We start from the raw sequence: 25,070 nt of genomic DNA, 5'->3' as shown, positions 1-25,070 counted from the left end.
AGTCGATTACGGATTCTCCAAAGCAAGATCAGGTCGGCGTAATTCTCTAATCTCCCACGGTCAGTCCCCTCTCCCCTTGGGAGAAGGCTAGGGTGAGGGGCTTTTGAAGGCAAGCCTCAAACCGAAAACTTCGCCACCATGCTGTTCAAATCCACCGCCAACCGCGACAACTCCTGACTCGCCGCACTCGTCTGATTGGCCCCCGCCGAGGTCTGCATCGCCAGATCACGAATATTCATCAGATTGCGATCCACCTCCCGCGCCACCGCCGCCTGCTCTTCCGAGGCACTGGCGATCACCAGATTGCGCTCATTGATCAGCGTGAACGCCGAGGCGATCTCTTCAAGCGCAGTCCCGGCGGCCTTGGCCAACTCGAGCGTCGAACGCGCACGCACATTGCTTTGCTGCATCGAATTGACCGCCGAATCGGTGCCCTGTTGGATGCCGCCGATCATCTGTTCAATCTCTTGCGTCGACTGCTGGGTACGATGCGCCAAGGCCCGCACCTCATCGGCCACTACCGCGAATCCGCGTCCGGCATCACCGGCCCGCGCGGCTTCAATCGCGGCGTTCAAAGCGAGCAGATTGGTCTGCTCGGCAATCGAACGAATCACGTCCAGTACCTTGCTGATGCCATGAACCTTCTGCGCCAGATCTTCGACCTGCGATGCATTGTTGGTCACGTCTTCGGCGAGTAACTCAATCGACGAAACGGTTTGCTGCACTTGTTCGCGACCATGCTGGGCGATGCGGTCGGATTCACGCGACGCCTCCGAGGTCGCCACTGCATTGCTGGCCACCTCCTCCACCGCCGCCGTCATTTGATTGACCGCCGTGGCGGCTTGCTCGATTTCCAGGCTCTGCTGGTGCAACCCGCGGGTAGCGTCTTCCGTGACGCAACTCAGCTCCTCCGAGGCCGAGGCCAATTGGCTGGAGGACTCCGAGATTTGCCGAATCGTATCGCGCAAGTTGTGCTGCATGCTCTTGAGCGCCTGAAGCAGCCGCGCCGGTTCGTCCTTGCCGCTGATGCTGATATCACCGGTCAGATCACCACCAGCCACCACCTCGGCTACGCCCAACGACTGCGCCAGCGGCAACACGATGCTGCGCGTCAGCAATAGGGCGAGGCCGATGGTGATCAGCGCGGTCACGCCGATCATCACCCCGACCCACACCCGCGAATTGATAAACACCAGTCGCGCCGCTTCTGTGGCGAGATTGGCGTTGTGTTTATTCAGCTCGACCAGTTCGCGCAGGATGACCGCGATTTCATCGGCCAACGGACTCATCTGGCCGTTGAGAATGGTCGCAGCCTCTTCCACCCGATTCTGCGCCGACAACTGCATGACTTGCGCCTGAAACTCCAGATACTGGTGCTCGGCGACTTTGAAGCGATCAAACAACTTGCGCTCTTCTGGTAATACGATCAGCACGTCATAACGCTGCTGGGCCTCACTCAGCACACCGCGCACGTCATTGAGCTTGGCGATATTCTGCTCCAGCGCCTGCGGATCACGATTGAGCAACAGGCGCATGGTCAACGCGCGCAGGCGCAGCATGTCCTGACTCATCTCGCCGACGGCCATCACACTCGGTAGCCAGTTGTTATCGACCTCATCGGACTGCGCGCGCATGTTCGACATTTGCAGCAGGGCGAACGCGCCGAGGGCAAACATCATCAACGCCAACAAACCAAACCCCAGGCCGGCGCGCGGGGCAATATTGAGACTACGGATACTCATTGCTCTGGTTCCTTCCAAAAGCGCTGCATCGACCCTGCAGCTGGTTGCTCTAGAAGGTATCGGCCTGGCGAAAATTTGCGTAAGACGAAAAGGCGATATCAAAAGGCCTTGATCGTTCGAACCGTTGGCATTAACGATTCAGCGTACTTTTGCCGGACTTGAGCCCCGTTCGCGGCAAGATCGCCAGGAAGTTATCCCGAGCGACTTTTTTCGCAACGCCTTCAGGTAACGCGTCGAGGAACGGCTTGAAGCTGCGCATTTCCTCACCGAGCTTGTTGAAGCGTCCGACCACATCCGAGCCGAGCATGAAGCGTTCCGGGTATTTCTCCACCAGCGCCAGCCACTCCGCTCGCGGCTTGCCCTGCTCGTCCAATAAATACGGGCTGAGCATGCTCCAGGACAGGTCGATAAACAGGTTGGGATAGGCTTCAAGCATGCGCGTCAGCGTAGGCAGGAGGAATTGCAGCTTCGTCTGATGCCGATGGATTTCAGCGCTGGTGCCGGCATGAGCCCAGATAAATCGCGTGTGCGGATGATTACGCAGCGGCTCTTCGATTTCCTTCAGGTACAGCGGATTTTTCTCACGCTTGGAGGTGATGTTCGAATGCAGCATCACCGGCAGATCGTTCTCGGCGGCCAGATGATAGATCTTGGTCATCGCTTCGTTGTTGGCCCGTGGCGTGTCGCCGGACGTCAGCGCTGTGAGGTCGTCATGCCGGGTGAACACCTCGCCGATGCCCTGCCACAGCCCCGGGTACAGGTCGAGCATGCGCTGGATGTGTGCGGCGGAGTTCTTGTCGTTGGGATTGAAGCCGGACAGGAACGGATGAAAGTACGGGCGCTGCTCGGGCGAAAGCTTTTGTACGGCATCAGCGACGATCACGTCAGTGGCGCTATACCAATAAGCGTCGGCGTCGTCGCCGGCGTAATAACGCGGACGCTTGGGTTCGTCTTCGTGCCATTTCTTCGCTACCGGGATACCGGAAATCATCACGTGTTCGACAGAACCGTCCTTCATCGCCGTCAGCAGTTTCGCCATGCCTGCGCTTTCCTGGAAAAAATCCACGTAATGCAGGTGCGCATCGCTGTAGGTGTATTCGCGGGCGCTGACGTTGCCGGCAAGCAGCAGAAGGCAGGCGAGACTCAAACGATACAGGGACACAAGTAATCTCCGAGAAGTAGGCATAGCCTAGACCCCACCCTGACGACAAGGGTTCATCCCGCAGGAAAGTGGAACGCGTGCCGGTGGGAATGCTCTATAACTGCAAGGTCTTTTTTGATCGAAACGACTTTTCCTACTGCCTGTGAGGTTCCCATGACTGTTACCGTCAATACCGTCTCCGCTGAAGGTTTTCGTCACACCGTACAGATTGATGACCACGAACTGTTTGCCGACGTGCCGAAATCCGCCGGCGGCGAAGGCACGGCGCCTGAGCCGCACGACTACTTCGATGCCGCCCTTGGCGCCTGCAAAGCGCTGACCCTGAAGATGTACGCGAAGAAGAAAGACATCCCGCTGACCGGCGTCGGGGTCGACGTCAAACGCGATAACAGCGAAGAACAAAAAGGCAAATACGTGCTGCACGTCACCCTCACCCTCAAAGGTGTACTCACCGATGCTCAGCGTGAGGAACTGCTGCGCGTCGCCGGCCGCTGCCCGATTCACAAACTGATGACCACGACCGACGTCAGCATCGAAACCCACGCCCCGCAAGGCTTCGATAGCCAGTAATCCTCCTCACGCCAGCGGCGGGTTATGCTTCTGGCATCACCCGCTCAGCCTGGAATGCACCATGGACACGCAACCTCTGATCATCCGCCCGCGCGCCGAAGACGTCGAAGGCCAGCCGATTCTGCGTCCGCTGCCGTCAGCCAAATGCCGCAGCGTCGGGCCTTTCGTGTTTTTTGATCACATGCTCGAGACGGTTTATCCGACGGGAAAAGGCATGAACATCCGACAGCACCCACACATCGGTCTGTCGACGCTCACCTATCTGTTTGAGGGGCAGATCCAGCACAAGGACAGCCTTGGCTCGGACCAGGTGGTCAGCGCAGGCGATGTCAGCTGGATGACCGCTGGCAGCGCGATTGCCCACGTTGAACGCACGCCTGAGCCGTTGTGGGACCAAAGCTTCACGATGCACGGCTTGCAGATCTGGCTGGCGTCGCCCAAGGATCACGAGCAGGGCCCGGGGCATTACAGCCACCACCCGGCAGCAACCTTGCCGGTGAGCGATAACCTTGGCGTACAGATTCGGATGATTGCCGGGTCAGGTTTTTGCCTGGAATCGCCGGTGCCGGTGCTTTCTCCTACGTTGTATGCAGAAGTGAAGATGCAAACGGCGACCACTCTGCTGATTCCGACCGAGCATGAAGAGCGGGCGTTGTATGTGTTGAGTGGCGATGCGCAGCTGAATGGCGAAACCATTGAAACGCATGCGCTGGTGGTGTTGCCGGCCGGGGAAGAAATGAGCCTGTTTGCCGAAAGCGATGTGCACGCGGTGGTGTTCGGCGGCGCGCCCTTGGACGGGCCTCGGCGGATCAACTGGAATTTTGTGGCGAGCGATCCGGCGGCGATCGATGAAGCGCGGCGCAAATGGGCGGCCGGGGACTGGCCGACGGTGCCGGGGGAAGTTGAGCGGATCGAGTTGCCGCGCTGAAAAGCTACCCTCACCCCAGCCCTCTCCCGGAGGGAGAGGGGGCCGACCGAGGTGTCTTCAGTCATCCATCGACCTGAGATATAGCGTCGATTATGGGCTCAGCTAAACGCAGCAGACGATTTCGGATTCACATAAGCATTTTCAGGTCGGCGGACCTCTGAAATATCCCCCAATCAGCCCCCTCTCCCTCCGGGAGAGGGTTAGGGTGAGGGGCTTTTCGCTTTTCAGCCCTTGAACACTTCATCCAGCAAGTCATGCATCGACTTGAAGGCGCGCTTGGCGGTCTTCGCGTCGTACATCATCTTGCCCGGTACATTGGCATGCGGATCAGTAAACGAGTGCACCGCACCGCCGTAGCTGAGCAACTGCCAATCCACCTTCGCCGCGTTCATCTCGTCTTCAAACGCCGGCAATTGCTCTTTCGGCACCAACGGATCGGCAGCGCCGTGCAGTACCAGCACCGAACCTTTGATGTTCTGCGCGTCGGCAGGATTCGGCGAATCCAGCGTGCCGTGGAACGATACCGCCGCCTTCACCGGCGCACCGGTGCGCGCCAGATCCAACGCACAGCAACCGCCGAAGCAGAAACCGAACACCGCTAGCTTCGACGTATCGACCGCCGCTTCGCCCTGCTTCTGCAATTGCTCGAACGCCGCTTGCATACGCTTGCGCAGGAGCGCGCGATCATCCTTCAGTGGCATCATCGCGGCACCCGCCTGATCAGCGTTTTGTGGACGCACAGCCTGGCCGTAAACGTCAGCAATCAACACCACGTAGCCCTTGGCCGCGACCGACCTGGCGATCTCTTCGGCACCGGCGCTGACGCCCATCCAGTTCGGCGCCATCAACAAACCCGGACGCGCGTCTTTGTGCTCGGCGTCGAACGCCAGACGACCTTCATAAGGCTGGCCGTCGATCTGATAGACCACGGAACGTACAGTGACTTGGCTCATTTCTGACTCCTGATTGGTTAAACACCAGAATGAAAAAACCCGCCGAAGCGGGTTTTTCAACAGCTTGGTTAAACCGACAGTTCAACCAGCAGCTTGTTCAGACGGGTCACGTAAGCGGCCGGGTCTTTCAAGCTTTCGCCAGCCGCGAGGGCGGCCTGATCGAAGAGGATGTGCGACAGGTCGCCAAAACGCCCTTCGTTCTGCTCGCCGTCGAGTTTCTCGATCAGCGGGTGGCTTGGGTTGAATTCGAAGATCGGCTTCGAGTCCGGCACTTTCTGCCCACTGGCTTCGAGGATCTGACGCATTTGCAGACCTAGATCCTGCTCGCCAATGGCCAGGATGGCCGGCGAATCAGTCAGACGATGGGATACGCGGACTTCAGCCACGGAATCGCCCAGCGCGGTTTTCAGACGCTCAACCAGACCTTCTTTGGACTTGGCGACCTCTTCTGCGGCTTTCTTGTCCTCTTCCGAGTCCAGGTTGCCCAGATCGAGATCACCACGTGCCACGTCAACGAAAGTCTTGCCGTCGAATTCGCTGAGGTAGCTCATCAGCCACTCGTCGATGCGATCCGTCAGCAGCAGCACTTCGATGCCTTTCTTGCGGAAGACTTCCAGGTGCGGGCTGTTCTTGACCTGCGCGTAGGTTTCGCCGGTGAGGTAGTAGATCTTGTCCTGACCTTCCTTGGCGCGTGCCAGGTAGTCGGCCAGACCGACGATCTGCTCGCCGTCGTCGCCATTGGTCGATGCGAAACGCAGCAGACCGGCAATTTTCTCTTTGTTGGCGAAATCTTCTGCCGGGCCTTCTTTCATGACCTGACCGAAGTTCTTCCAGAAGCCTTTGTATTGCTCAGGCTCGTTTTTCGCCAGTTTTTCCAGCATGTCGAGCACGCGCTTGGTCAGCGCGGTTTTCATCGAATCGATGATCGGGTCTTTCTGCAGGATCTCACGCGACACGTTCAGCGACAGGTCGTTGGAGTCGACCACGCCTTTGATGAAGCGCAGGTACAGCGGCAGGAACGACTCGGCCTGATCCATGACGAACACGCGTTGCACATACAGCTTCAGGCCTTTCGGCGCTTCACGCTGGTACAGATCGAACGGCGCGCGGGCCGGCACGTACAGCAGCGAGCTGTACTCAAGCTTGCCTTCAACCTTGTTGTGGCTCCAGGCCAGCGGGTTTTCAAAGTCGTGCGCGATGTGCTTGTAGAACTCCTGGTATTCCTCGTCCTTCACTTCAGTGCGCGGACGGGTCCACAGGGCGCTGGCGCGGTTGACGGTTTCCCATTCAACGGCCGGAGTCTCTTCACCTTCGGCTGCTGTAACTTCTTTTGGCAACTCGATCGGCAACGCGATGTGGTCGGAGTACTTCTTGATGATGTTGCGCAGACGCCAGCCATCGGCGAATTCGTCTTCACCGGATTTCAGGTGCAGAACGATGCGGGTACCGCGCTCTGGCTTGTCGATGGTGGCGACTTCGAACTCGCCCTCGCCTTTCGACGACCAGTGCACGCCTTCGCTGGCCGGAGTGCCGGCACGACGGCTGTACACGTCAACTTTGTCGGCAACGATGAAGGCAGAGTAGAAGCCGACACCGAACTGGCCGATCAGGTGCGAATCCTTCTTCTGATCGCCCGAGAGATTCTTCATGAAATCGGCGGTGCCCGATTTGGCGATGGTGCCCAGGTGGGTGATCACATCGTCACGGTTCATGCCGATACCGTTGTCTTCGAGGGTGACGGTCTTGGCGTCCTTGTCGAAGCTCACACGGATTTTCAGATCAGCGCCGCCCTCAAGCAACTCTGGCTTGGCCAGGGCTTCGAAGCGCAGTTTGTCGACAGCGTCAGAGGCGTTCGAGATCAATTCGCGAAGGAAGATTTCCTTGTTGGAATACAGCGAATGGATCATGAGGTGCAGCAGCTGCTTTACCTCGGTCTGGAAGCCCAGGGTTTCCTTTTGAGTTTCCACACTCATGGTCATCAAACTCCAATCAGATGGCAGTGGCCGCGACCCGAAATGGTCGGCGGCGGGTTGTCTTGTGAGTTTGGGGCGCTGTTCAGGATTTCAAGGGCTCATCGATTTTGAAGTGCGCACGAGCGGTGGCAATCGGTTCGCTTTCGGTGCTTTGCCAGGCGGTGATGGCGACGTTGGCCACGCGACGCCCCTGACGGCACACCTGACATTTGGCCCAGGTATCGCGGAACTGCCCGGCGCGCAGGTAATCGAGGGAGAAGTCGATAATCTTCGGTACTCCGGGTGCGCCGGTGAAAATCAGCAGATGCAGCGCGGCGGCCAGCTCCATGAACCCGGCAATCACCCCGCCGTGGATCGCGGGCAATAAAGGGTTACCAATGTTGTCCTTGTTAGCCGGCAGCTTGAACAGCAGTTCATCACCGACACGCGAACACTCGATGCCGATCAGCCCGGCGTAGGGAATCAACTTCAGCAACGGCGCGTAATCACCTTGTGCATGGGCCTGCTGCAGTTGCTGCTTGAGATCATCGCTCACTGCCGCTCTCCCTTTATCGCGCCGCCGAAACCTTTGGTGCCTTTGAGACCCTTGCCCATGCGCATAAAGGTGCCGACCACATGAGCGATAGGCTGTTCGGGGTCGTCCTGATAAGCGAAACCACGGGCAAAAATCACATCAGTGGTCACCCGATAGCACTGGGCGAAGCCATACACATCCTTGTTCGGCTCCGCCGCGTGCATGTAGTCGATGCGCAGATCGAGGGTCGGGCAGACCTCGAATTCCGGCAATACGCACAGGGTCGACATCCCGCAGGCCGTGTCCATCAATGAAGTAATCGCACCACCATGGATGACACCGGTTTCCGGATTTCCGACGATTTTCGGGCTGTACGGCAGAATCACCGTGAGCCCTTCGCAGGAGGCGCCGTGCACCTGTAAACCAAGGACCTGGCAGTGTCGCAACGCAGAAAGAAACCGCGTTGCACGCTCAAAAACGGTGTTTTCAGCCATTTGATAATTACTCTCGTTAGAGCCTTTTGCCAGTAGTGAGCAAAACAGCAAAAGTTCCGTATAAAAACAAACTTATATATCTGAAAGAAATGAGGAACTTAACCTGTAGCGCCAGGTTCTTAAGGCCAGTAGTTATTTTCCATAAGGAGAAACACCCCATGCGTAAGACTTTAGCTATTGCCTTGATGTTGACCGCTTCCCTCGGTCTCGCTGCCTGCGATAAAAAATCCGAGGACAAAGCTCAAGATGCAAACCAACATGCTGAACAAGCTCAGCAAGACATGAACAAAGCTCAGGATAAAGTGAACGACGCTGCGAAAGAAAACGCCGAAGCTGCCAAAGCTCAGGCCGAATCTAACGCTGCTGCACAAGAAGAAGCTGCCAAGAAGCAATAATTTGCTTTTTGCTGCAGAAAAAGAAAACCCGCCAAGTGCGGGTTTTCTTTTGCCTGTCATTTAGGGTCGTGCTCGCCTTAGAGCAAGACAGTTCTAAAAGTCGGACTAATCATAAGCAACAGCGAACAGACTAAACCAACTAGCCAGACCAGACTGCGCAGCTTGGGCAGATCGGCCAGATAGAACCACAGGTAGAGGATTCGCGCGATCACGAAGATGATCGCCAATGTATCGATCAGCCAGCCTGCCGTTTGCGTGGTGTGCGCCATCAACACACCGACTGCGAACAAGATGAATGCTTCGATACTGTTCTGGTGAGCCGCCAGCGCCCGCGCGCCGTAGCCGGTCAGTTGCGCCTGTTGCTGTCGCGGCAAGTGGTTGTTGTAACCGCCCTGCTCTTTCATCGCTTTGCCCACCGGCATACGCGCGATATAGATCATCAGTGCACTGATAAACACACACCAGAACGGAATACTCATCAAGCAGCCTCTTTGTTCGCCTCGGGGATGGGCGCCTCTGTAGGGGTATAGACCATTACATCGAGAACGTCGGAATGAAACTCGCGCCGATACAAGACCAATACCACCCCGGCGCTCATCAGCATGAACAGCCACGGGCTGACGAACCAGGCCAGCATGGTCATGCCGAAGTAGTAAGAGCGCAGCCCGAAGTTGAACTGGTTGGCTGCCATCGAAATCACCCGCGCCGCCCGCGCAGCGAAGGCCTTGCGCTCCTGTTCGGAAACATGTCGTTCACCGATCATCGGCGCCGAGCCAACCAGCACGGCCGCGAAGTTGTACTGACGCATGCACCAACTGAAGGTGAAGAACGCGTAGACGAACACCATCGCCAGACACAGCAACTTGATTTCCGACATGCCCTGCGACGCCTGCTGCACCATCGGGATGTCTGCCAGCAACGACACTGCCCGCTCGGACGCGCCAAGCACGGTGAGAATACCGGCGAGGATGATCAGCGTGCTGGAGGCGAAGAATGAGGCATTGCGTTCCAGGTTGCCGATCACACTGGCATCGGCAATGCGGTTGTCGCGCAGCAGCATGCGGCGCATCCAGTCTTCGCGGTACAGGTGCAGCACACTGGCCAGACACGCTGTATCGCGCCCCTTCCAAGAGGCATAACGGGTATAACCACCCCAGCAGATGACAAACCAGACGGCGGCGAGCAGGTGGATCAGGTTGGCTTGGATGAACGACATGCAATTCCTTGTGAGGTGTGTACACGGCACTGATTACTTGTGGGAGCGAGCCTGCTCGCGAAAGAGTTGTGTCTGCCGCCATCAATGTTGCGTGATACGCCGCTTTCGCGAGCAGGCTCGCTCCCACATTAAGATTTCGGCAACCTTTCGACGTTAGCTCAGGGAAAAAGACACTGCCTGACGCGCATAAAAAATGCCCCGTATCGATTGATACGGGGCATTTCTGTTTAAGCGTTGAAGACCCGCTTGTGGCGGGTCAGACAACATCAGGCAACCGCTTCGCTGCGCTTGCCCAGCAGGCGATCGCAAACCACCGCGACCACCAGGGTCATCACACACGGCACCAGCCATGCCAGGCCCTGCTCGCTCAGCGGCAGATGGGACAACTGCGACGGCATCCAGTCGGCCAGACCCGCACCTTTCAGCGCGTCGATGGTGCCGAACACGAACGACACCAGCATCACCGGACCGAGAATGCGGCCGTGCTCATGCCAGAAGTCTTTGCAGAAGCTCAGCGCGACCAGCACGATGCACGGCGGATAGATCGCAGTGAGCACCGGAATCGAAAACGCGATCAGCTTGGTCAGGCCCAGGTTGGACACCAGCAGCGAGAACGCCGCCAGAATGATCACCAGGGTCTTGTAGGACAGTGGCAGCACACGGCTGAAGTATTCAGCGCAAGCACACGTCAGACCAACCGCTGTCACCAGACAGGCGAGCGAGATCAGCACCGCGAGGAAACCGCTGCCCAGCGAACCGAAGGTGTGTTGCACATAGGCGTGCAATACCGCTGCGCCGTTGGTCGCGCCTACGGCCACTTCATGGCTGCCGGAACCGAGGCGGAACAGGCTGACATACACCAGCGCCAGACCGACACCGGCGATCAGGCCGGCGATAATCGCGTAACGGGTGATCAGCGCCGGCGACTCGACGCCACGGGAGCGGATCGCGTTAACGATGACGATGCCGAACACCAGTGCACCGAGGGTATCCATGGTCAGGTAACCATTGATGAAACCCTGGGAGAACGGTGCCGCCACGTACTCAGGCGTGCCATGGCCGATGTCACCCGCCGGCAAGGCAAATGCCGCGATACCGAGCACCGCCAGCGCGATGATCTTCAATGGTGCAAGGAAGCGGCCAACGGTGTCCAGCAAACGCCCAGGGTAGAGCGAGATGAAGAACACCAGCAGGAAGTACACCGAGCTGTAGAGGAACAGCGCCAGCGGGCTTTCGCCGGTCAACGGCGCCAGACCCACTTCGAAGGATACGGTCGCGGTACGCGGGGTGGCGAACAACGGGCCGACCGCCAGGTAGCACGCTGCAGCCAGAATGCCGCCAGCGATCTTGCCGATCGGGCTGCTCAGCGCATCCATCGCCCCACCAACCTTGGCCAGTGCGACGACGGTGATCACCGGCAGACCCACCGCAGTGATCAGGAAGCCCAGTGCAGCCATCCAGACGTGAGGTCCGGCCTGCAAGCCCACGATCGGCGGGAAGATGATGTTGCCAGCCCCAACGAACAGGGCAAATGTCATAAAGCCAAGTGCCAGGATGTCCTGACCTTTCAAAACTTTCATTAAGGTAATACCACACTACTGAATCGGAATTTAGAGGGGGATTGCCCTGTGTAATTAGGGAAATGCTGTCGATCCGTATGGGACTGACCCTTAAAGCGCGTTGCATGCCTTGTGGGCGGCAGACGCAAAAATGGCTGCTAGCCTAACGAATTTGGCCTGCGAACGCACTGTTAGAGGGCGAACTATCCGATACGCGACGTTTCCGTGTCGCGTTTATGTATGAAAAGCAGCTGCAAGCTACAAGTTTCAAACTGCAAGAAAAAAGCTTGTCGCCTGAAACTTGTAGCTTGTAGCTGCTCTTGAACGACAAAGGCCACCCGAAGGTGGCCTTTGTTTGGTGAAGCGTCAGCTAAGCGCGAGGCTTACTTGACAGCCCAACCGGTCAGCTCGGCCAGGGCCTTGCCGATGTCTGCCAGCGAACGCACGGTTTTCACGCCTGCGTCTTGCAGCGCAGCGAATTTCTCGTCTGCAGTGCCTTTGCCGCCAGAGATGATTGCGCCAGCATGGCCCATGCGCTTGCCCGGAGGAGCAGTCACACCAGCGATGTAGGAAACAACCGGCTTGGTCACGTGTGCCTTGATGTAGGCAGCCGCTTCTTCTTCAGCCGAACCGCCGATCTCACCGATCATTACGATCGCTTCGGTCTTCGGGTCTTCCTGGAACAGCTTCAGGATGTCGATGAAGTTCGAACCCGGGATCGGGTCACCACCGATGCCGACGCAAGTCGACTGACCGAAACCAGCGTCAGTAGTCTGCTTCACAGCTTCGTAGGTCAGGGTGCCGGAACGCGAAACGATACCAACCTTGCCTGGCAAGTGAATATGACCTGGCATGATGCCGATCTTGCATTCGCCTGGGGTGATCACGCCAGGGCAGTTAGGGCCGATCAGGACTACGCCCAGCTCGTCGCACTTAACTTTGGCGTCCAGCATGTCCAGGGTAGGAATGCCTTCGGTGATGCAGACGATCAGCTTGATGCCGCCGAATGCCGCTTCCAGGATCGAATCTTTGCAGAAAGGAGCCGGAACGTAGATCACGCTGGCGGTAGCGCCAGTGGCTTCTACTGCGTCTTTAACGGTGTTGAACACTGGCAGACCCAGGTGCTCGGTGCCGCCTTTGCCTGGAGTTACGCCGCCAACCATCTTGGTGCCGTATTCGATGGCTTGCTGGGTGTGGAAACTACCTTGCGAACCGGTAATACCCTGGCAGATAACTTTGGTGTCTTTATTGATCAGGACGCTCATTATTTGCCCTCCGCAGCTTTGACAACTTGTTGAGCAGCGTCGGTCAGGCTGGTAGCAGCGATGATGTTCAAACCGCTTTCTGCCAGTACTTTAGCGCCCAGCTCAGCGTTGTTGCCTTCAAGGCGAACAACAACCGGGATTTTCACGCCGACTTCTTTCACAGCGCCGATGATGCCTTCGGCAATCATGTCGCAGCGAACGATGCCGCCGAAGATGTTGACCAGTACTGCAGCGACGTTGGTGTCGGACAGAATGATCTTGAACGCTTCAGTTACGCGTTCTTTGGTAGCGCCACCACCTACGTCGAGGAAGTTGGCTGGCTTGCCGCCATGCAGGTTGACGATGTCCATGGTACCCATGGCCAGGCCAGCACCGTTGACCATGCAGCCGATGTTGCCTTCCAGTGCTACGTAGTTCAGTTCGAACTTGGCAGCGTGCGCTTCGCGCGGATCGTCTTGCGACGGATCGTGGAAAGTCTTCAGCTTAGGCTGACGGTACATTGCGTTGGCGTCGATGTTGATCTTGGCGTCCAGGCAGTGCAGATCGCCATCAGCCTTGATCACCAGCGGGTTCACTTCCAGCAGAGCCAGGTCGTGATCCTTGAACAGTTTGGCCAGACCTACGAAGATCTTGGCGAACTGAGCAACCTGCTTGCCTTCCAGACCCAACTGGAATGCCAGCTCGCGACCCTGGAATGGCTGAGCGCCAACCAGTGGATCGATAGTGGCTTTCAGAATTTTTTCTGGAGTGTCGTGAGCGATTTTCTCGATGTCCACGCCACCTTCGGTGGAAGCCATGAACACGATGCGACGGCTCGAACGGTCAACGACAGCGCCCAGGTACAGCTCTTTAGCGATATCAGTGCACGATTCAACCAGGATCTTGGTGACTGGCTGGCCATTGGCGTCAGTCTGGTAAGTCACCAGACGCTTGCCCAGCCACTGCTGTGCGAAGGCTTTGGCGTCTTCTTTGCTGCGAACCAGCTTGACGCCGCCCGCTTTACCGCGACCACCGGCGTGGACCTGGGCTTTGACAACCCACTCGCTGCCGCCGATTTTGTCGCAAGCTTCTGCTGCTGCTTCCGGGGTGTCTACTGCGTAACCAGTGGAAACTGGCAGGCCGTATTCAGCGAACAGCTGCTTACCCTGATACTCGTGAAGATTCATGCTTTTTACCGTCTTCGTTAGGTACTGCGCATTCGGCGCTGCGCTCGTTTGAGTGCCGCGCCACCTGTGACTGCTGCTTGCGTAGCCTTTCCGGATACCCGGTGCAGCTACGCAAGACTGCGTCCAGCGGACATTCCGCGGTGAGACTTGCTCGCAAGGCTCACGACGGGCCGTTACCGCCGTGGTTTCTTATTGTCTATTAACGCTTCTTGCGGTTGGCAATGTGGATGGCGCCGCCATTCACAGCCAGAGCAGCTTCGTGCAAGGCTTCAGACAGGGTCGGATGGGAGAAAACCATCATGCCCAGGTCTTCAGCGCTAGTGCCGAATTCCATACCGATCGCGCCCTGCTGAACGAGTTCTGCAGCGCTCGGGCCAATCACGTGCACGCCCAATACGCGGTCGGTCTTGGCATCAGCGATGACCTTGACGAAACCACCGGTATCGTTGGCGGCCATGGCACGGCCGGAAGCGGCGAACGGGAAGGTGCCGACGTTAACTTCAACGCCTTCAGCTTTCAAGGCCTGCTCGGTTTTGCCAACCCACGCGATTTCCGGGTGAGTATAAATAACCGAAGGGATCAGGTCATAGTTCATCTGGGCTTTGTGGCCCTTGATGCGCTCGACAACCATGATGCCTTCTTCCGAAGCTTTGTGAGCCAGCATCATGCCGCGAACCACGTCACCGATGGCGAAAACGCCCGGTACGGTGGTCGCGCAGTGATCGTCAACGTGCACGAAACCGCGCTCGTCGAGGGTCACGCCGCTGTCGGCAGCCAGCAGATCAGTGGTCACCGGACGGCGACCAACGGCCACGATCAGCTTGTCGAACGTGATGGTCTGTTCGCCGTTGGCATCGGTGTAGTTCACAACGACTTCGTCGCCGTTCACTTTCGAGCCGGTGACGCGAGCGCCCAGCTTGATGTCCAGACCCTGTTTGGTCAGGGTTTTCAGCGCTTCCTTGGAAACAGCGGTGTCCGCTGCCATCAGGAAAGTGTCCAGCGCTTCGAGGACAGTCACTTCTGCACCCAGACGCGACCATACCGAACCCAGTTCCAGACCGATCACGCCAGCGCCGATCACGCCCAGACGTTTTGGTACGGACTGGAATTCCAGTGCGCCAGTCGAATCAACGATGACTTTCTGATCAACCGGAGCCGGTGGAATGTCGATCGGACGCGAACCTGGAGCGAGGATGACGTTTTCAGCTTCGATGACTTCAACCGAGCCGTCTGGCTTGGTGACTTCGACTTTCTTGCCAGCCAGCAGTTTGCCGTGGCCCTGGATCGAAGTAACGCCGTTGGCCTTGAACAGGGTGGCAACGCCGCCGGTCAGGTTCTTGACGATGCCAGCCTTGCGGCCAACCATCGCAGCGACGTCCATTTTGACTTCGCCAGTCGAGATACCGTGAACGTTGAAGCTTTCTTTCGCTTCCTTGTATTTCCAGGAGCTGTCGAGCAGCGCCTTGGAAGGAATGCAGCCGACGTTCAGGCAGGTGCCGCCCAGGGCTTGCTTGCCTTCAGCGTCGGTGTACTTCTCGATGCAGGCAGTGGTCAGACCCAGCTGCGCGGCCTTGATGGCAGCTACGTAACCGCCAGGGCCGGCACCGATCACTACTACGTCAAATTTCTGCGACATTCAAAAAATCCTCTTTAGCGAAAAGCTTCAAGCCGCGCGCTCCAAGCCAAGCTGCCTTTTCCTGCAGCTTGAAACTTGAAGCCCGCAGCTGCTTCTATCAGATATCCAGCAACAGACGAGCCGGATCTTCCAGCAGGTTCTTGATGGTCACCAGGAAGGTTACAGCTTCTTTGCCATCGATCAGACGGTGATCGTAGGACAGCGCCAGGTACATCATCGGACGAATAACGACCTGACCGTTGATGGCCATAGGACGCTGGATGATGTTGTGCATGCCCAGAATCGCTGCCTGCGGCGGGTTGACGATCGGGGTCGACATCATCGAACCGAAGGTACCACCGTTGGTGATGGTGAAGGTACCACCGGTCATCTCGTCCATCGACAATTTGCCGTCACGGGCTTTCTTGCCGAAAGTGGCGATGCCGCCTTCGATTTCAGCCAGGCTCATCAGTTCGGCGTTACGCAGAACCGGAACCACCAGACCGCGGTCGCTGGAAACAGCAACACCGATGTCGGCGTAGCCGTGGTAAACGATGTCGCCACCGTCGATCGACGCGTTGACAGCCGGGAAGCGTTTCAGCGCTTCGGTAGCCGCTTTGACGAAGAACGACATGAAGCCCAGGCGTACGCCGTTGTGGGACTTCTCGAACAGGTCCTTGTACTTCGAACGCAGGGCCATGACTTCGGTCATGTCGACTTCGTTGAACGTGGTCAGCATCGCCATGTTCGACTGTGCTTCAACCAGACGCTTGGCCACGGTGGCACGAACGCGGGTCATCGGCACGCGCTTCTCGATGCGGTCGCCAGCGGCGAACACTGGAGCGGCAGCCGAAGGAGCAGCAGCCTTGGCAGGTGCAGCAGCCGGAGCAGCTTTCTTGGCAGCAACAGCAGCCACCACGTCTTCCTTGGTCACACGACCGCCCTTGCCGGTGCCGGCAACGGAAGCGATGTTGATGCCGTTTTCTTCAGCCAGCTTGCGCGCAGCCGGTGCAGCAACAGGATCGTCTTCGCCTTCGGCAGCAGCCGGAGCAGCGGCAGCAGCGGCCGGAGCAGCAGCGGCGGCTGGCGCAGCGGCAGCAGCGCCACCCGCTTCGATGGAGCCCAGCACTTCGTCGGACAGAACGGTGTCGCCTTCGTTCTTGACGATTGCGCCCAGCACGCCATCAGCGGTAGCCAGCACTTCCAGTACGACTTTGTCGGTTTCGATGTCGACGATCAGATCGTCGCGCTTGACAGCGTCGCCCGGTTTTTTGTGCCAGGTGGCAACGGTGCCATCGGCAACCGATTCCGGGAAAGTGGGGGCTTTGATCTCGATAGCCATTATCTGTGGTTCCTTAAATTCGGTTTCAGGTGCGCGAAGGCGTTAAACAGTAAACGCGTCTTGCAGGAGTTTTTCCTGCTGCTCGGCGTGCATCGATGCGTAACCACAAGCAGGTGCAGCAGAAGCCTCGCGGCCCGCGTACTCAAGTACGAGAGACTTGTCGAGGTTAGCGATGCTGCGACGCAAGTGGTGCTGGCTGCAGTACCAGGCGCCCTGGTTCATCGGCTCTTCCTGACACCAAACGGCATGTTTGACGTTGGTGTATGGAGCCAGGACTTCTTTCAAGTCGTCCTCAGGGAACGGATACAGCTGCTCGATCCGCACGATGGCGATATCGTCACGGCCTTCGGCACGGCGTTTTTCCAGCAGGTCGTAGTAGACCTTGCCGCTACACAGAACAACGCGCTCGACCTTTTTCGGGTCCAGTGCATCGATTTCCGGGATCACGGTCTGGAACGAACCTTCGGCCAGATCTTCCAGGGTCGAGATAGCCAGTTTGTGGCGCAGCAGCGACTTCGGCGTCAGCACTACCAGCGGCTTGCGCAGCGGGCGAATCACCTGACGGCGCAGCAAGTGGTAGATCTGGGCCGGGGTGGTCGGCATGCACACCTGAATGTTGTGCTCGGCGCACAGCTGCAGGTAACGCTCAAGACGTGCCGAGCTGTGCTCAGGGCCCTGACCTTCGTAGCCGTGTGGCAGCAGCATGGTCAGACCGCAGAGACGGCCCCACTTGTGCTCGCCGCTGGTGATGAACTGGTCGATAACAACCTGTGCACCGTTGGCGAAGTCGCCGAACTGGGCTTCCCAGATCACCAGCGCGTTTGGCGTGGTGGTCGAGTAACCGTATTCGAAGGCCAGTACTGCTTCTTCCGACAGGAACGAGTCGTACAGGTCAAAACGTGGCTGACCGTCGTACAGGTTCTGCAGCGGAATGTAGGTGCCCGCGTCTTTCTGGTTGTGCAGCACAGCGTGACGGTGCGAGAACGTACCGCGGCCGATGTCCTGACCGGTCATGCGGATCGGGTGACCTTCGAACGCCAGGGTCGCGTACGCCATGGTTTCGGCGTAACCCCAGTTGATCGGCAGGCCGCCGGCTTGCATCTTCTGACGGTCTTCGTAGATCTTCGCGACCTGACGCTGAACCACGAAGCCTTCCGGAATTTCCAGCAGCTTGGCGGACAGTTCTTGCAGGGTCTTCAGATCGAAACGAGTGTCGTGACGAGCAGTCCAGGCGTGGCCCAGATACGGACGCCAGTCCACGAACAGCTCTTTGTTCGGCTCTTTGACCAGCGATTTCACCACGTGCAGACCGTTGTCCAGCGCGTTGCGGTATTCGTCGACTTTCGCCTGAACACGCTCTGCGTCCAGTACACCGCCCTGGGTCAGACGATCAGCGTACAGCTCACGGGTGGTGCGCTGTTTGGTGATCTGCTGATACATCAGAGGCTGGGTACCGCTTGGCTCGTCGGCCTCGTTGTGGCCGCGACGACGGTAGCAGACCAGGTCGATCACCACGTCACGCTTGAACTGCATGCGGTAGTCGATGGCCAGCTGGGTCACGAACAACACGGCTTCCGGATCATCACCATTCACATGGAGGATCGGCGCCTGGATCATCTTCGCAACGTCGGTGGCGTACTCGGTGGAACGCGAGTCCAGCGGGTTGCTGATGGTGAAACCAACCTGGTTGTTGATGACGATGTGCACGGTGCCGCCGGTCTTGAAACCGCGGGTCTGCGACATCTGGAAGGTTTCCATGACCACGCCCTGACCTGCGAATGCAGCGTCACCGTGGATGGAGATCGGCAGAACCTTCTCACCGGTCGGGTCGTTACGACGATCCTGACGGGCGCGCACCGAACCTTCTACCACCGGGGAAACAATTTCCAGGTGGGACGGGTTGAATGCCATGGCCAGGTGAACTTCACCGCCGGTGGTCATTACGTTGGACGAGAAGCCCTGGTGGTATTTAACGTCACCGGAACCCAGCTCGACCTTCTTCTTGCCTTCGAACTCGTCGAACAGCTCGCGCGGGTTCTTGCCGAAGGTGTTGACCAGCACGTTCAGACGGCCACGGTGGGCCATGCCGATGACGACTTCCTTGGTGCCGTAGGAACCGGAACGCTGGATCAGTTCGTCGAGCATCGGAATCAGGCTTTCGCCGCCTTCCAGACCGAAACGCTTGGTGCCCGGGTATTTGGTGCCCAGGTATTTTTCCAGGCCTTCACCGGCAGTCACGCGCTCAAGCAGGTGACTCTTGATGTCGGCGGAGTACGTCGGACGACCACGCACGCTTTCCAGACGCTGCTGGAACCACTGGCGCTGCTCGGAATCGGTGATGTGCGTAAATTCAGCGCCGATGGTGCGGCAATATGTCTGCTGCAACGCTTCGTGAATTTCGCGTAGGCTCGCTTCCTCTTTGCCGATGAACAGGTCGCCGGCACGGAAGGTCGTATCAAGATCGGCATTGGTCAAGCCGTAATGATTGATCGACAGGTCTGCAGGTGCAGGACGCTGCCACAGTCCCAGCGGGTCAAGCTGGGCTGCCTGGTGGCCACGCATACGGTAGGCCTGGATCAATCGCAACACTTCAACTTGCTTCTTCTCGTGCTCACTGCTCACGCTGCCGGCGGAAACCGGTTGGGCGCGGCGCTGGTTCTTTGCCAGCAGCACGAAATGATCGCGAATCGTGGAGTGCGAAACATCAGTGGCAGAGTTGCCGTCGGCAGGCAACTTCTGAAAGTAGGTGCGCCACTCTTCTGGCACAGCGTTAGGGTCGTGCAGGTAGAGCTCATAAAGCTCTTCCACATAGGCAGCGTTTCCACCTGAAAGGTAGGCGCTGTTCCACATGCGCTGCATCACGCTTTCTTGCATGCTTGGTCACCCTCGGTTAGGGGAACACCATCGGTGTCGACACCGAGCAAACTTGCAGAAGTCCGAATGCAGCGACTAAAACAAGCCACTTAGGATCACACTGATAGTCCGGGTACCAGCCCGGATGCCCCTGCTTGTCTCATTTCTTCAAAATAAGAGCGGCAGCTTGTGGCTACTGCTCTGGTTATAGCCATGACGCGGGTTGAAGCCCGCGCCACAGCCTCTACGGTACAGCGGTTACAGCAGCTGAATCACACGCCGCTCGAAAGCAGCATGTTACGGATGTGACCGATGGCCTTAGTCGGGTTCAGGCCTTTCGGACATACGTTGACGCAGTTCATGATGCCCCGGCAGCGGAAGACGCTGAACGGGTCATCGAGCGAAGCCAGACGCTCGTTGGTCTTGGTGTCACGACTGTCTGCCAGGAAGCGGTAGGCTTGCAGCAGTGCAGCTGGACCCAGGAACTTGTCCGGGTTCCACCAGAAGGACGGGCAAGAGGTCGAGCAGCAAGCGCACAGGATGCACTCGTACAGACCGTCGAGCTTTTCGCGCTCTTCTGGCGACTGCAGACGCTCGATGGCCGGAGCCGGCGTGTCGTTCTGCAGGTAAGGCTTCACCTTCTCGTATTGCTTGTAGAAGATGCTCATATCGACGACCAGGTCACGGATAACCGGCAAACCTGGCAACGGACGAACGATCAGCTTGTTACCTTTTACAACGGCGGACAGCGGCGTGATGCATGCCAGACCGTTCTTGCCGTTGATGTTCATGCCGTCGGAGCCGCAGACGCCTTCACGGCAAGAGCGACGATAGGAGAAACCCTCGTCCTGCTCTTTGATCAGCGCCAGCACGTCCAGCACCATCAGGTCTTTACCACCGGTATCGACCTGGAATTCCTGCATGAACGGCGCAGCGTCCTGATCAGGGTTGTAGCGATAAACACTGACATTCAACATGGCGGTCACCCTTAATAAGTCCGGACTTTAGGTTCGAAAGTCGGAACAGTCTTCGGCGAGAAGTTCACGGCACGCTTGGTGACGCGCTTGTCACCCGGGAAGTACAGGGTGTGGCACAGCCAGTTTTCGTCATCACGATCTTCAAAGTCTTCACGGGCGTGTGCGCCGCGGGACTCTTTACGTACTTCGGCCGCGATGGCGGTAGCTTCAGCCACTTCCAGCAGGTTTTGCAGTTCCAGCGCTTCGATACGTGCAGTGTTGAAGGCCTGCGACTTATCGTTGATCTTCACGTTGGCGATACGCTTGCGCAGATCGGCCAGCTGAGCGATACCCTTCTGCATGTATTCGCCAGTACGGAATACACCGAAATAGTTCTGCATGCAGCTCTGCAGCTCGCGACGCAGGGTAGCGACGTCTTCGCCGTCGGTACGGTTGTTCAGTGCGTTCAGGCGCGACAGGGCAGCTTCGATATCGGCTTCGGTAGCGTCGTCGTATTCGATGCCGTCGGTCAGTGCTTTTTCCAGGTGCAGGCCGGCAGCGCGGCCGAATACCACCAGGTCGAGCAGCGAGTTGCCGCCCAGACGGTTGGCACCGTGCACCGATACGCAAGCCACTTCACCGACCGCGAACAGACCTGGGATGATCTTATCCACGCCATCGGCGTCCTGGGTGATCGCCTGGCCATGAATGTTGGTGGCAACGCCGCCCATCATATAGTGGCAAGTCGGAACAACCGGAACCGGCGCAACAACCGGGTCAACGTGAGCGAAAGTCTTCGACAGTTCGCAGATGCCTGGCAGACGACTGTGCAGCACTTCCTCGCCCAAGTGGTCGAGTTTGAGCATTACGTGGTCGCCATTCGGACCACAACCGTTGCCGGCGATGATTTCCTTAACCATCGAACGAGCAACCACGTCACGACCGGCAAGGTCTTTGGCGTTCGGAGCATAACGCTCCATGAAACGCTCGCCGTGCTTGTTGATCAGGTAACCACCTTCACCACGGCAACCTTCTGTAACCAGTACACCGGCGCCGGCGATGCCGGTCGGGTGGAACTGCCACATTTCGATGTCCTGGACCGGTACGCCAGCACGCAGAGCCATACCAACGCCGTCACCGGTGTTGATCAGGGCGTTAGTGGTGGAAGCGTAGATACGACCTGCACCGCCGGTAGCCAATACGGTGGCTTTAGCGCGGATGTAGGAGGTTTCGCCGGTTTCAATGCAGATCGCGATCACACCGACAAAGTCGCCTTCCTGGTTTTTCACCAGATCGACAGCGTAGTACTCGTTCAGGAACGTGGTACCGGCTTTCAGGTTGCCCTGATAAAGGGTGTGCAGCAGTGCGTGACCGGTACGGTCGGAAGCCGCGCAAGTACGGGCAGCCTGGCCACCTTTACCGTAGTCCTTGGACTGACCACCGAACGGACGCTGGTAGATACGGCCTTGCTCGGTACGCGAGAACGGCAGACCCATGTGGTCCAGCTCGAACACGGCAGCCGGGCCTTCCTGACACATGTATTCGATAGCGTCCTGGTCACCGATGTAGTCGGAACCCTTGACGGTATCGTACATGTGCCAGCGCCAGTCATCGTTCGGGTCAGCGGACGCGATTGCGCACGTGATGCCGCCCTGAGCGGATACAGTGTGCGAACGGGTCGGGAAAACCTTGGTGATCACAGCAGTTTTGTGACCGCCCTGCGCCAGTTGCAGCGCAGCGCGCATGCCGGCACCGCCACCACCAATAATGATGGCGTCGAAAGAAATCGTTGGAATGTTAGCCATGACTCAGATACCCCAGAGAATCTGCACACCCCAGACGAAGTAAGCGAACATCGCAACGCCGCATACTGCCTGGAAAAGGAAACGTATCGCCGTTGCGGACTTGCCGAACGCCATGGGCGTCAGGTAGTCAGTCGCGATGGTCCACATGCCGACCCAAGCGTGAGCGCCGAGAGCAACAAGGGCCAAGAGGCTGAAAATACGCATTCCGTTGTGGGCGAACAGTTCATGCCACTGGGCATACTCGAGGCCGGGGTGGGCCACGACGTATCCGATCAGAAAGATGAAGTAAGCCGCGAGAACGACCGCAGACACACGTTGCGCCATCCAGTCATAGAGGCCCGAACGCGACAGGTTCGTGACGTTAGTTACCATATCCAAACTCCTGCCAGAACGATTACCACCACGGAAACGGCGATAACGATTTTCGAGCCCAGCTTGCCGCCTTCCAGCGTCTCACCGATGCCCATGTCCATGATCAAATGGCGCACACCGGCTACCAGGTGATACAGCAGAGCGGACAGGATGCCCCAAATCACTAGCTTGGCTAGCGGACTGGTCAGACACGCTTTCACCTGACCGAAGCCTTCCTCGGAGCTGAGCGACTTGTCCAATGCATAAAGCATGATGGCAAGGCACACGAAGAGGATGACACCGGAGATACGGTGAAGAATGGACGTGTAAGCAGTGACTGGGAGTTTGATGGTCCTTAGGTCTAGGTTTACAGGTCGTTGGCTTTTCACGGCTTTTTTTTCACACTGAAGAGCCCCTAACAATCAGGGCAAAGTTGTTGGGGAGTGCACTGGTCAGGTAACCACCACCCAGGGATGCGACCCCCAATGAAAGCAAGCCCAAAAGCCCTTGGCGGTCGGTGGCCGAGTATAGACAGTTAGGCTACTAATGACAACGCAATCACCTACCCCAAATAGCTGATTGCACAAGTCGTATAAAAGGCGTAAATGGCAGTCAATTTCGAGGAAAAAGTACGCTTAAAGCCTTCTGGAGCAAGACTTTAGGCAAATTGACATTCGAATTTATCTCACTATAGTGGTGCGGGCCCTGCGTGGGGGGTCTGTCTGATGGTTCAAGCATAAATAGGAGGCCACATGGCTGACAAAAAAGCGCAGTTGATCATCGAGGGCGCAGCCCCCGTCGAGCTGCCCATTTTAACCGGCACCGTTGGTCCCGATGTAATCGATGTTCGGGGCCTGACGGCCACGGGCCGCTTCACTTTCGACCCAGGCTTCATGTCGACCGCCTCGTGCGAGTCGAAGATCACCTATATCGACGGCGACAACGGCATTCTGTTGCACCGCGGCTACCCGATCGAACAACTGGCTGAAAAGTCGGACTACCTGGAAACCTGCTACCTGCTGCTCAACGGCGAATTGCCGACCGCAGAACAGAAGGCCCAGTTCGTCAGCACCGTGAAAAACCACACGATGGTTCACGAGCAGTTGAAAACCTTCTTCAACGGTTTCCGTCGCGACGCCCACCCGATGGCCGTCATGTGCGGTGTAGTCGGCGCCCTCTCGGCCTTCTACCACGACTCCCTGGACATCAATAACCCGCAGCATCGCGAAATTTCCGCGATCCGCCTGGTTGCCAAGATGCCGACCCTGGCAGCGATGGTTTACAAGTACTCCATGGGCCAGCCCATGATGTACCCGCGCAACGACCTGACGTACGCGGAAAACTTCCTGCACATGATGTTCAACACCCCGTGCGAGATCAAACCGATCAGCCCGGTGCTCGCCAAGGCCATGGACCGGATCTTCATCCTCCACGCCGACCACGAGCAGAACGCCTCGACTTCCACCGTGCGTCTGGCCGGCTCTTCGGGTGCCAACCCGTTCGCCTGTATCGCCGCCGGTATCGCCGCACTGTGGGGCCCTGCCCACGGCGGTGCGAACGAAGCCGTATTGACCATGCTTGACGAGATTGGTGATGTTTCGAACATCGACAAGTTCATCGCCAAGGCCAAGGACAAGAACGATCCGTTCAAACTGATGGGCTTCGGTCACCGCGTTTACAAGAACCGCGACCCTCGTGCGACTGTAATGAAGCAGACCTGCGACGAAGTGCTGAAGGAACTGGGCATCAACAACGATCCGCAACTCGAACTGGCCATGCGCCTGGAAGAGATCGCGCTGACCGACCCGTACTTCATCGAGCGCTCGCTGTACCCGAACGTCGACTTCTACTCGGGGATCATCCTCAAGGCGATCGGCATTCCGACCAGCATGTTCACCGTGATTTTCGCGCTGGCACGTACTGTTGGCTGGATCTCCCACTGGAAAGAGATGCTCTCCAGCCCGTACAAGATTGGCCGTCCGCGCCAGTTGTACACCGGCTACGAGTCGCGTGACATTACCAAGCTGGAAGACCGCAAATAAGACTTGTCTTGCGATAATGTCTTGAAGTTGTACCGGGAACGGCCTCTATTTATATAGGGGCCGTTTTTGTTTGTGTGGCCTCAGCGGCCTGAGGGCCGACTGGTTTTTTGGGGCTTGGGGGCATATCCATTGCTGCGGGTGACGCCGCTGGCGGTTTCGCTCTTACAGC

At 57.8% G+C, this 25,070-nt stretch carries 22 protein-coding genes; 4 read left to right on the top strand and 18 right to left on the bottom strand.

All coding sequences use genetic code 11. The annotated features are described in order from the left end of the window. Positions 1 to 116 precede the first annotated feature (116 nt). Complete coding sequence (locus tag QZR14_RS25585) at positions 117 to 1,742, bottom strand: methyl-accepting chemotaxis protein (protein WP_311998056.1); 1,626 nt, start codon at positions 1,740 to 1,742, stop codon at positions 117 to 119. A 130-nt stretch (positions 1,743 to 1,872) separates the two neighbouring features. Then, on the bottom strand, positions 1,873 to 2,928 hold the full coding sequence (locus QZR14_RS25580; protein WP_311998055.1) for an amidohydrolase family protein: 1,056 nt from the start codon (positions 2,926 to 2,928) through the stop codon (positions 1,873 to 1,875). A 129-nt stretch (positions 2,929 to 3,057) separates the two neighbouring features. Here QZR14_RS25580 and QZR14_RS25575 point away from each other — a divergent pair, with 129 nt between their 5' ends. After that, entirely contained in the window at positions 3,058 to 3,474 is a 417-nt protein-coding gene (locus QZR14_RS25575; RefSeq protein WP_311998054.1) for an OsmC family protein, read from the top strand. A gap of 61 nt (positions 3,475 to 3,535) precedes the next feature. Further along, a complete protein-coding gene (locus tag QZR14_RS25570; RefSeq protein WP_311998053.1) occupies positions 3,536 to 4,402 on the top strand; it encodes a pirin family protein in 867 nt (288 codons plus the stop codon). 224 nt (positions 4,403 to 4,626) lie between these two features. Here the strand turns inward: QZR14_RS25570 and QZR14_RS25565 are convergent, their stop codons facing one another. The 4 genes from QZR14_RS25565 to QZR14_RS25550 form a co-directional block, all read right to left on the bottom strand. Continuing rightward, positions 4,627 to 5,355 (bottom strand): dienelactone hydrolase family protein, encoded by a 729-nt coding sequence (locus tag QZR14_RS25565; protein WP_250604117.1) that lies wholly within the window; start codon positions 5,353 to 5,355, stop codon positions 4,627 to 4,629. Between the two features lie 68 nt (positions 5,356 to 5,423). Then, the gene (htpG, locus tag QZR14_RS25560) at positions 5,424 to 7,328 is read right to left on the bottom strand and encodes a molecular chaperone HtpG (RefSeq protein WP_311998052.1); all 1,905 of its coding nucleotides are present in this window, start codon (positions 7,326 to 7,328) and stop codon (positions 5,424 to 5,426) included. Positions 7,329 to 7,410: 82 nt separating this feature from the next. Then, entirely contained in the window at positions 7,411 to 7,863 is a 453-nt protein-coding gene (locus QZR14_RS25555; RefSeq protein WP_123449649.1) for a PaaI family thioesterase, read from the bottom strand. Continuing rightward, the gene (locus QZR14_RS25550; protein ID WP_311998051.1) at positions 7,860 to 8,336 is read right to left on the bottom strand and encodes a PaaI family thioesterase; all 477 of its coding nucleotides are present in this window, start codon (positions 8,334 to 8,336) and stop codon (positions 7,860 to 7,862) included. Before QZR14_RS25550 ends, QZR14_RS25555 begins: the two co-directional genes overlap by 4 nt. Before the next feature lie 158 nt (positions 8,337 to 8,494). On the opposite strand from QZR14_RS25550, the gene QZR14_RS25545 reads away from it, so the two are divergent. Beyond that, on the top strand, positions 8,495 to 8,731 hold the full coding sequence (locus tag QZR14_RS25545) for a hypothetical protein (protein WP_007959016.1): 237 nt from the start codon (positions 8,495 to 8,497) through the stop codon (positions 8,729 to 8,731). 77 nt (positions 8,732 to 8,808) lie between these two features. Here QZR14_RS25545 and QZR14_RS25540 read toward each other — a convergent pair whose 3' ends face one another. The 12 genes from QZR14_RS25540 to sdhC all read right to left on the bottom strand — a co-directional run bounded on the left by QZR14_RS25540 (position 8,809) and on the right by sdhC (position 23,248). Next, positions 8,809 to 9,210 carry an MAPEG family protein gene (locus tag QZR14_RS25540; protein ID WP_095119944.1) on the bottom strand — a complete coding sequence of 134 codons (402 nt, stop codon included), beginning with the start codon at positions 9,208 to 9,210 and terminating at the stop codon, positions 8,809 to 8,811. Beyond that, positions 9,210 to 9,947 carry a DUF599 domain-containing protein gene (locus QZR14_RS25535; RefSeq protein WP_095119943.1) on the bottom strand — a complete coding sequence of 246 codons (738 nt, stop codon included), beginning with the start codon at positions 9,945 to 9,947 and terminating at the stop codon, positions 9,210 to 9,212. Before QZR14_RS25535 ends, QZR14_RS25540 begins: the two co-directional genes overlap by 1 nt. Before the next feature lie 266 nt (positions 9,948 to 10,213). Then, a complete protein-coding gene (brnQ, locus tag QZR14_RS25530; RefSeq protein ID WP_250604111.1) occupies positions 10,214 to 11,527 on the bottom strand; it encodes a branched-chain amino acid transport system II carrier protein in 1,314 nt (437 codons plus the stop codon). A 362-nt stretch (positions 11,528 to 11,889) separates the two neighbouring features. Then, positions 11,890 to 12,771 carry a succinate--CoA ligase subunit alpha gene (gene sucD / locus QZR14_RS25525; protein ID WP_008082972.1) on the bottom strand — a complete coding sequence of 294 codons (882 nt, stop codon included), beginning with the start codon at positions 12,769 to 12,771 and terminating at the stop codon, positions 11,890 to 11,892. After that, positions 12,771 to 13,937 (bottom strand): ADP-forming succinate--CoA ligase subunit beta, encoded by a 1,167-nt coding sequence (gene sucC, locus QZR14_RS25520; protein ID WP_007919879.1) that lies wholly within the window; start codon positions 13,935 to 13,937, stop codon positions 12,771 to 12,773. The genes sucD and sucC overlap by 1 nt, the downstream gene beginning before the upstream one ends. 199 nt (positions 13,938 to 14,136) lie before the next feature. Then, entirely contained in the window at positions 14,137 to 15,573 is a 1,437-nt protein-coding gene (gene lpdA / locus QZR14_RS25515) for a dihydrolipoyl dehydrogenase (RefSeq protein ID WP_123465866.1), read from the bottom strand. Positions 15,574 to 15,670: 97 nt separating this feature from the next. Continuing rightward, entirely contained in the window at positions 15,671 to 16,894 is a 1,224-nt protein-coding gene (gene odhB / locus QZR14_RS25510) for a 2-oxoglutarate dehydrogenase complex dihydrolipoyllysine-residue succinyltransferase (protein WP_103307282.1), read from the bottom strand. A gap of 42 nt (positions 16,895 to 16,936) precedes the next feature. After that, positions 16,937 to 19,768, bottom strand: coding sequence for a 2-oxoglutarate dehydrogenase E1 component (locus QZR14_RS25505; protein ID WP_250604109.1), 2,832 nt, complete (start codon positions 19,766 to 19,768; stop codon positions 16,937 to 16,939). A 251-nt stretch (positions 19,769 to 20,019) separates the two neighbouring features. Further along, the gene (locus tag QZR14_RS25500) at positions 20,020 to 20,724 is read right to left on the bottom strand and encodes a succinate dehydrogenase iron-sulfur subunit (RefSeq protein ID WP_095050238.1); all 705 of its coding nucleotides are present in this window, start codon (positions 20,722 to 20,724) and stop codon (positions 20,020 to 20,022) included. A gap of 11 nt (positions 20,725 to 20,735) precedes the next feature. After that, a complete protein-coding gene (gene sdhA / locus QZR14_RS25495) occupies positions 20,736 to 22,508 on the bottom strand; it encodes a succinate dehydrogenase flavoprotein subunit (protein ID WP_250604107.1) in 1,773 nt (590 codons plus the stop codon). Between the two features lie 3 nt (positions 22,509 to 22,511). Then, the gene (gene sdhD, locus QZR14_RS25490; RefSeq protein ID WP_003222999.1) at positions 22,512 to 22,880 is read right to left on the bottom strand and encodes a succinate dehydrogenase, hydrophobic membrane anchor protein; all 369 of its coding nucleotides are present in this window, start codon (positions 22,878 to 22,880) and stop codon (positions 22,512 to 22,514) included. Then, positions 22,874 to 23,248 (bottom strand): succinate dehydrogenase, cytochrome b556 subunit, encoded by a 375-nt coding sequence (gene sdhC, locus QZR14_RS25485; RefSeq protein ID WP_016773673.1) that lies wholly within the window; start codon positions 23,246 to 23,248, stop codon positions 22,874 to 22,876. The genes sdhD and sdhC overlap by 7 nt, the downstream gene beginning before the upstream one ends. A gap of 363 nt (positions 23,249 to 23,611) precedes the next feature. On the opposite strand from sdhC, the gene gltA reads away from it, so the two are divergent. Next, positions 23,612 to 24,901: a citrate synthase gene (gltA, locus tag QZR14_RS25480; protein WP_003222994.1), complete on the top strand. Its 1,290-nt coding sequence runs from the start codon at positions 23,612 to 23,614 to the stop codon at positions 24,899 to 24,901. Positions 24,902 to 25,070: the final 169 nt, after the last annotated feature.

Origin of the sequence: Pseudomonas sp. rhizo66, assembly GCF_031931925.1 — a bacterium.
GTDB lineage: Bacteria > Pseudomonadota > Gammaproteobacteria > Pseudomonadales > Pseudomonadaceae > Aquipseudomonas.
The sequence above is the reverse complement of the archived record's forward strand: the minus strand, read 5'-3'. Positions and strand labels throughout refer to the sequence as shown.

Excerpts from the sequence above, each read along its gene's own strand:
- QZR14_RS25535 (WP_095119943.1), bottom strand. The coding sequence starts at position 9,947 with ATGTCGTTCATCCAAGCCAACCTGATCCACCTGCTCGCCGCCGTCTGG.
- QZR14_RS25545 (WP_007959016.1), top strand. The coding sequence starts at position 8,495 with ATGCGTAAGACTTTAGCTATTGCCTTGATGTTGACCGCTTCCCTCGGT.
- QZR14_RS25550 (WP_311998051.1), bottom strand. The coding sequence starts at position 8,336 with ATGGCTGAAAACACCGTTTTTGAGCGTGCAACGCGGTTTCTTTCTGCG.
- sucD (WP_008082972.1), bottom strand. The coding sequence starts at position 12,771 with ATGAGCGTCCTGATCAATAAAGACACCAAAGTTATCTGCCAGGGTATT.
- QZR14_RS25570 (WP_311998053.1), top strand. The coding sequence starts at position 3,536 with ATGGACACGCAACCTCTGATCATCCGCCCGCGCGCCGAAGACGTCGAA.
- sdhA (WP_250604107.1), bottom strand. The coding sequence starts at position 22,508 with ATGGCTAACATTCCAACGATTTCTTTCGACGCCATCATTATTGGTGGT.
- sucC (WP_007919879.1), bottom strand. The coding sequence starts at position 13,937 with ATGAATCTTCACGAGTATCAGGGTAAGCAGCTGTTCGCTGAATACGGC.
- QZR14_RS25505 (WP_250604109.1), bottom strand. The coding sequence starts at position 19,768 with ATGCAAGAAAGCGTGATGCAGCGCATGTGGAACAGCGCCTACCTTTCA.
- QZR14_RS25585 (WP_311998056.1), bottom strand. The coding sequence starts at position 1,742 with ATGAGTATCCGTAGTCTCAATATTGCCCCGCGCGCCGGCCTGGGGTTT.
- QZR14_RS25500 (WP_095050238.1), bottom strand. The coding sequence starts at position 20,724 with ATGTTGAATGTCAGTGTTTATCGCTACAACCCTGATCAGGACGCTGCG.
- QZR14_RS25575 (WP_311998054.1), top strand. The coding sequence starts at position 3,058 with ATGACTGTTACCGTCAATACCGTCTCCGCTGAAGGTTTTCGTCACACC.
- brnQ (WP_250604111.1), bottom strand. The coding sequence starts at position 11,527 with ATGAAAGTTTTGAAAGGTCAGGACATCCTGGCACTTGGCTTTATGACA.
- lpdA (WP_123465866.1), bottom strand. The coding sequence starts at position 15,573 with ATGTCGCAGAAATTTGACGTAGTAGTGATCGGTGCCGGCCCTGGCGGT.
- odhB (WP_103307282.1), bottom strand. The coding sequence starts at position 16,894 with ATGGCTATCGAGATCAAAGCCCCCACTTTCCCGGAATCGGTTGCCGAT.
- sdhD (WP_003222999.1), bottom strand. The coding sequence starts at position 22,880 with ATGGTAACTAACGTCACGAACCTGTCGCGTTCGGGCCTCTATGACTGG.
- QZR14_RS25580 (WP_311998055.1), bottom strand. The coding sequence starts at position 2,928 with ATGCCTACTTCTCGGAGATTACTTGTGTCCCTGTATCGTTTGAGTCTC.
- gltA (WP_003222994.1), top strand. The coding sequence starts at position 23,612 with ATGGCTGACAAAAAAGCGCAGTTGATCATCGAGGGCGCAGCCCCCGTC.
- htpG (WP_311998052.1), bottom strand. The coding sequence starts at position 7,328 with ATGAGTGTGGAAACTCAAAAGGAAACCCTGGGCTTCCAGACCGAGGTA.
- QZR14_RS25565 (WP_250604117.1), bottom strand. The coding sequence starts at position 5,355 with ATGAGCCAAGTCACTGTACGTTCCGTGGTCTATCAGATCGACGGCCAG.
- QZR14_RS25540 (WP_095119944.1), bottom strand. The coding sequence starts at position 9,210 with ATGAGTATTCCGTTCTGGTGTGTGTTTATCAGTGCACTGATGATCTAT.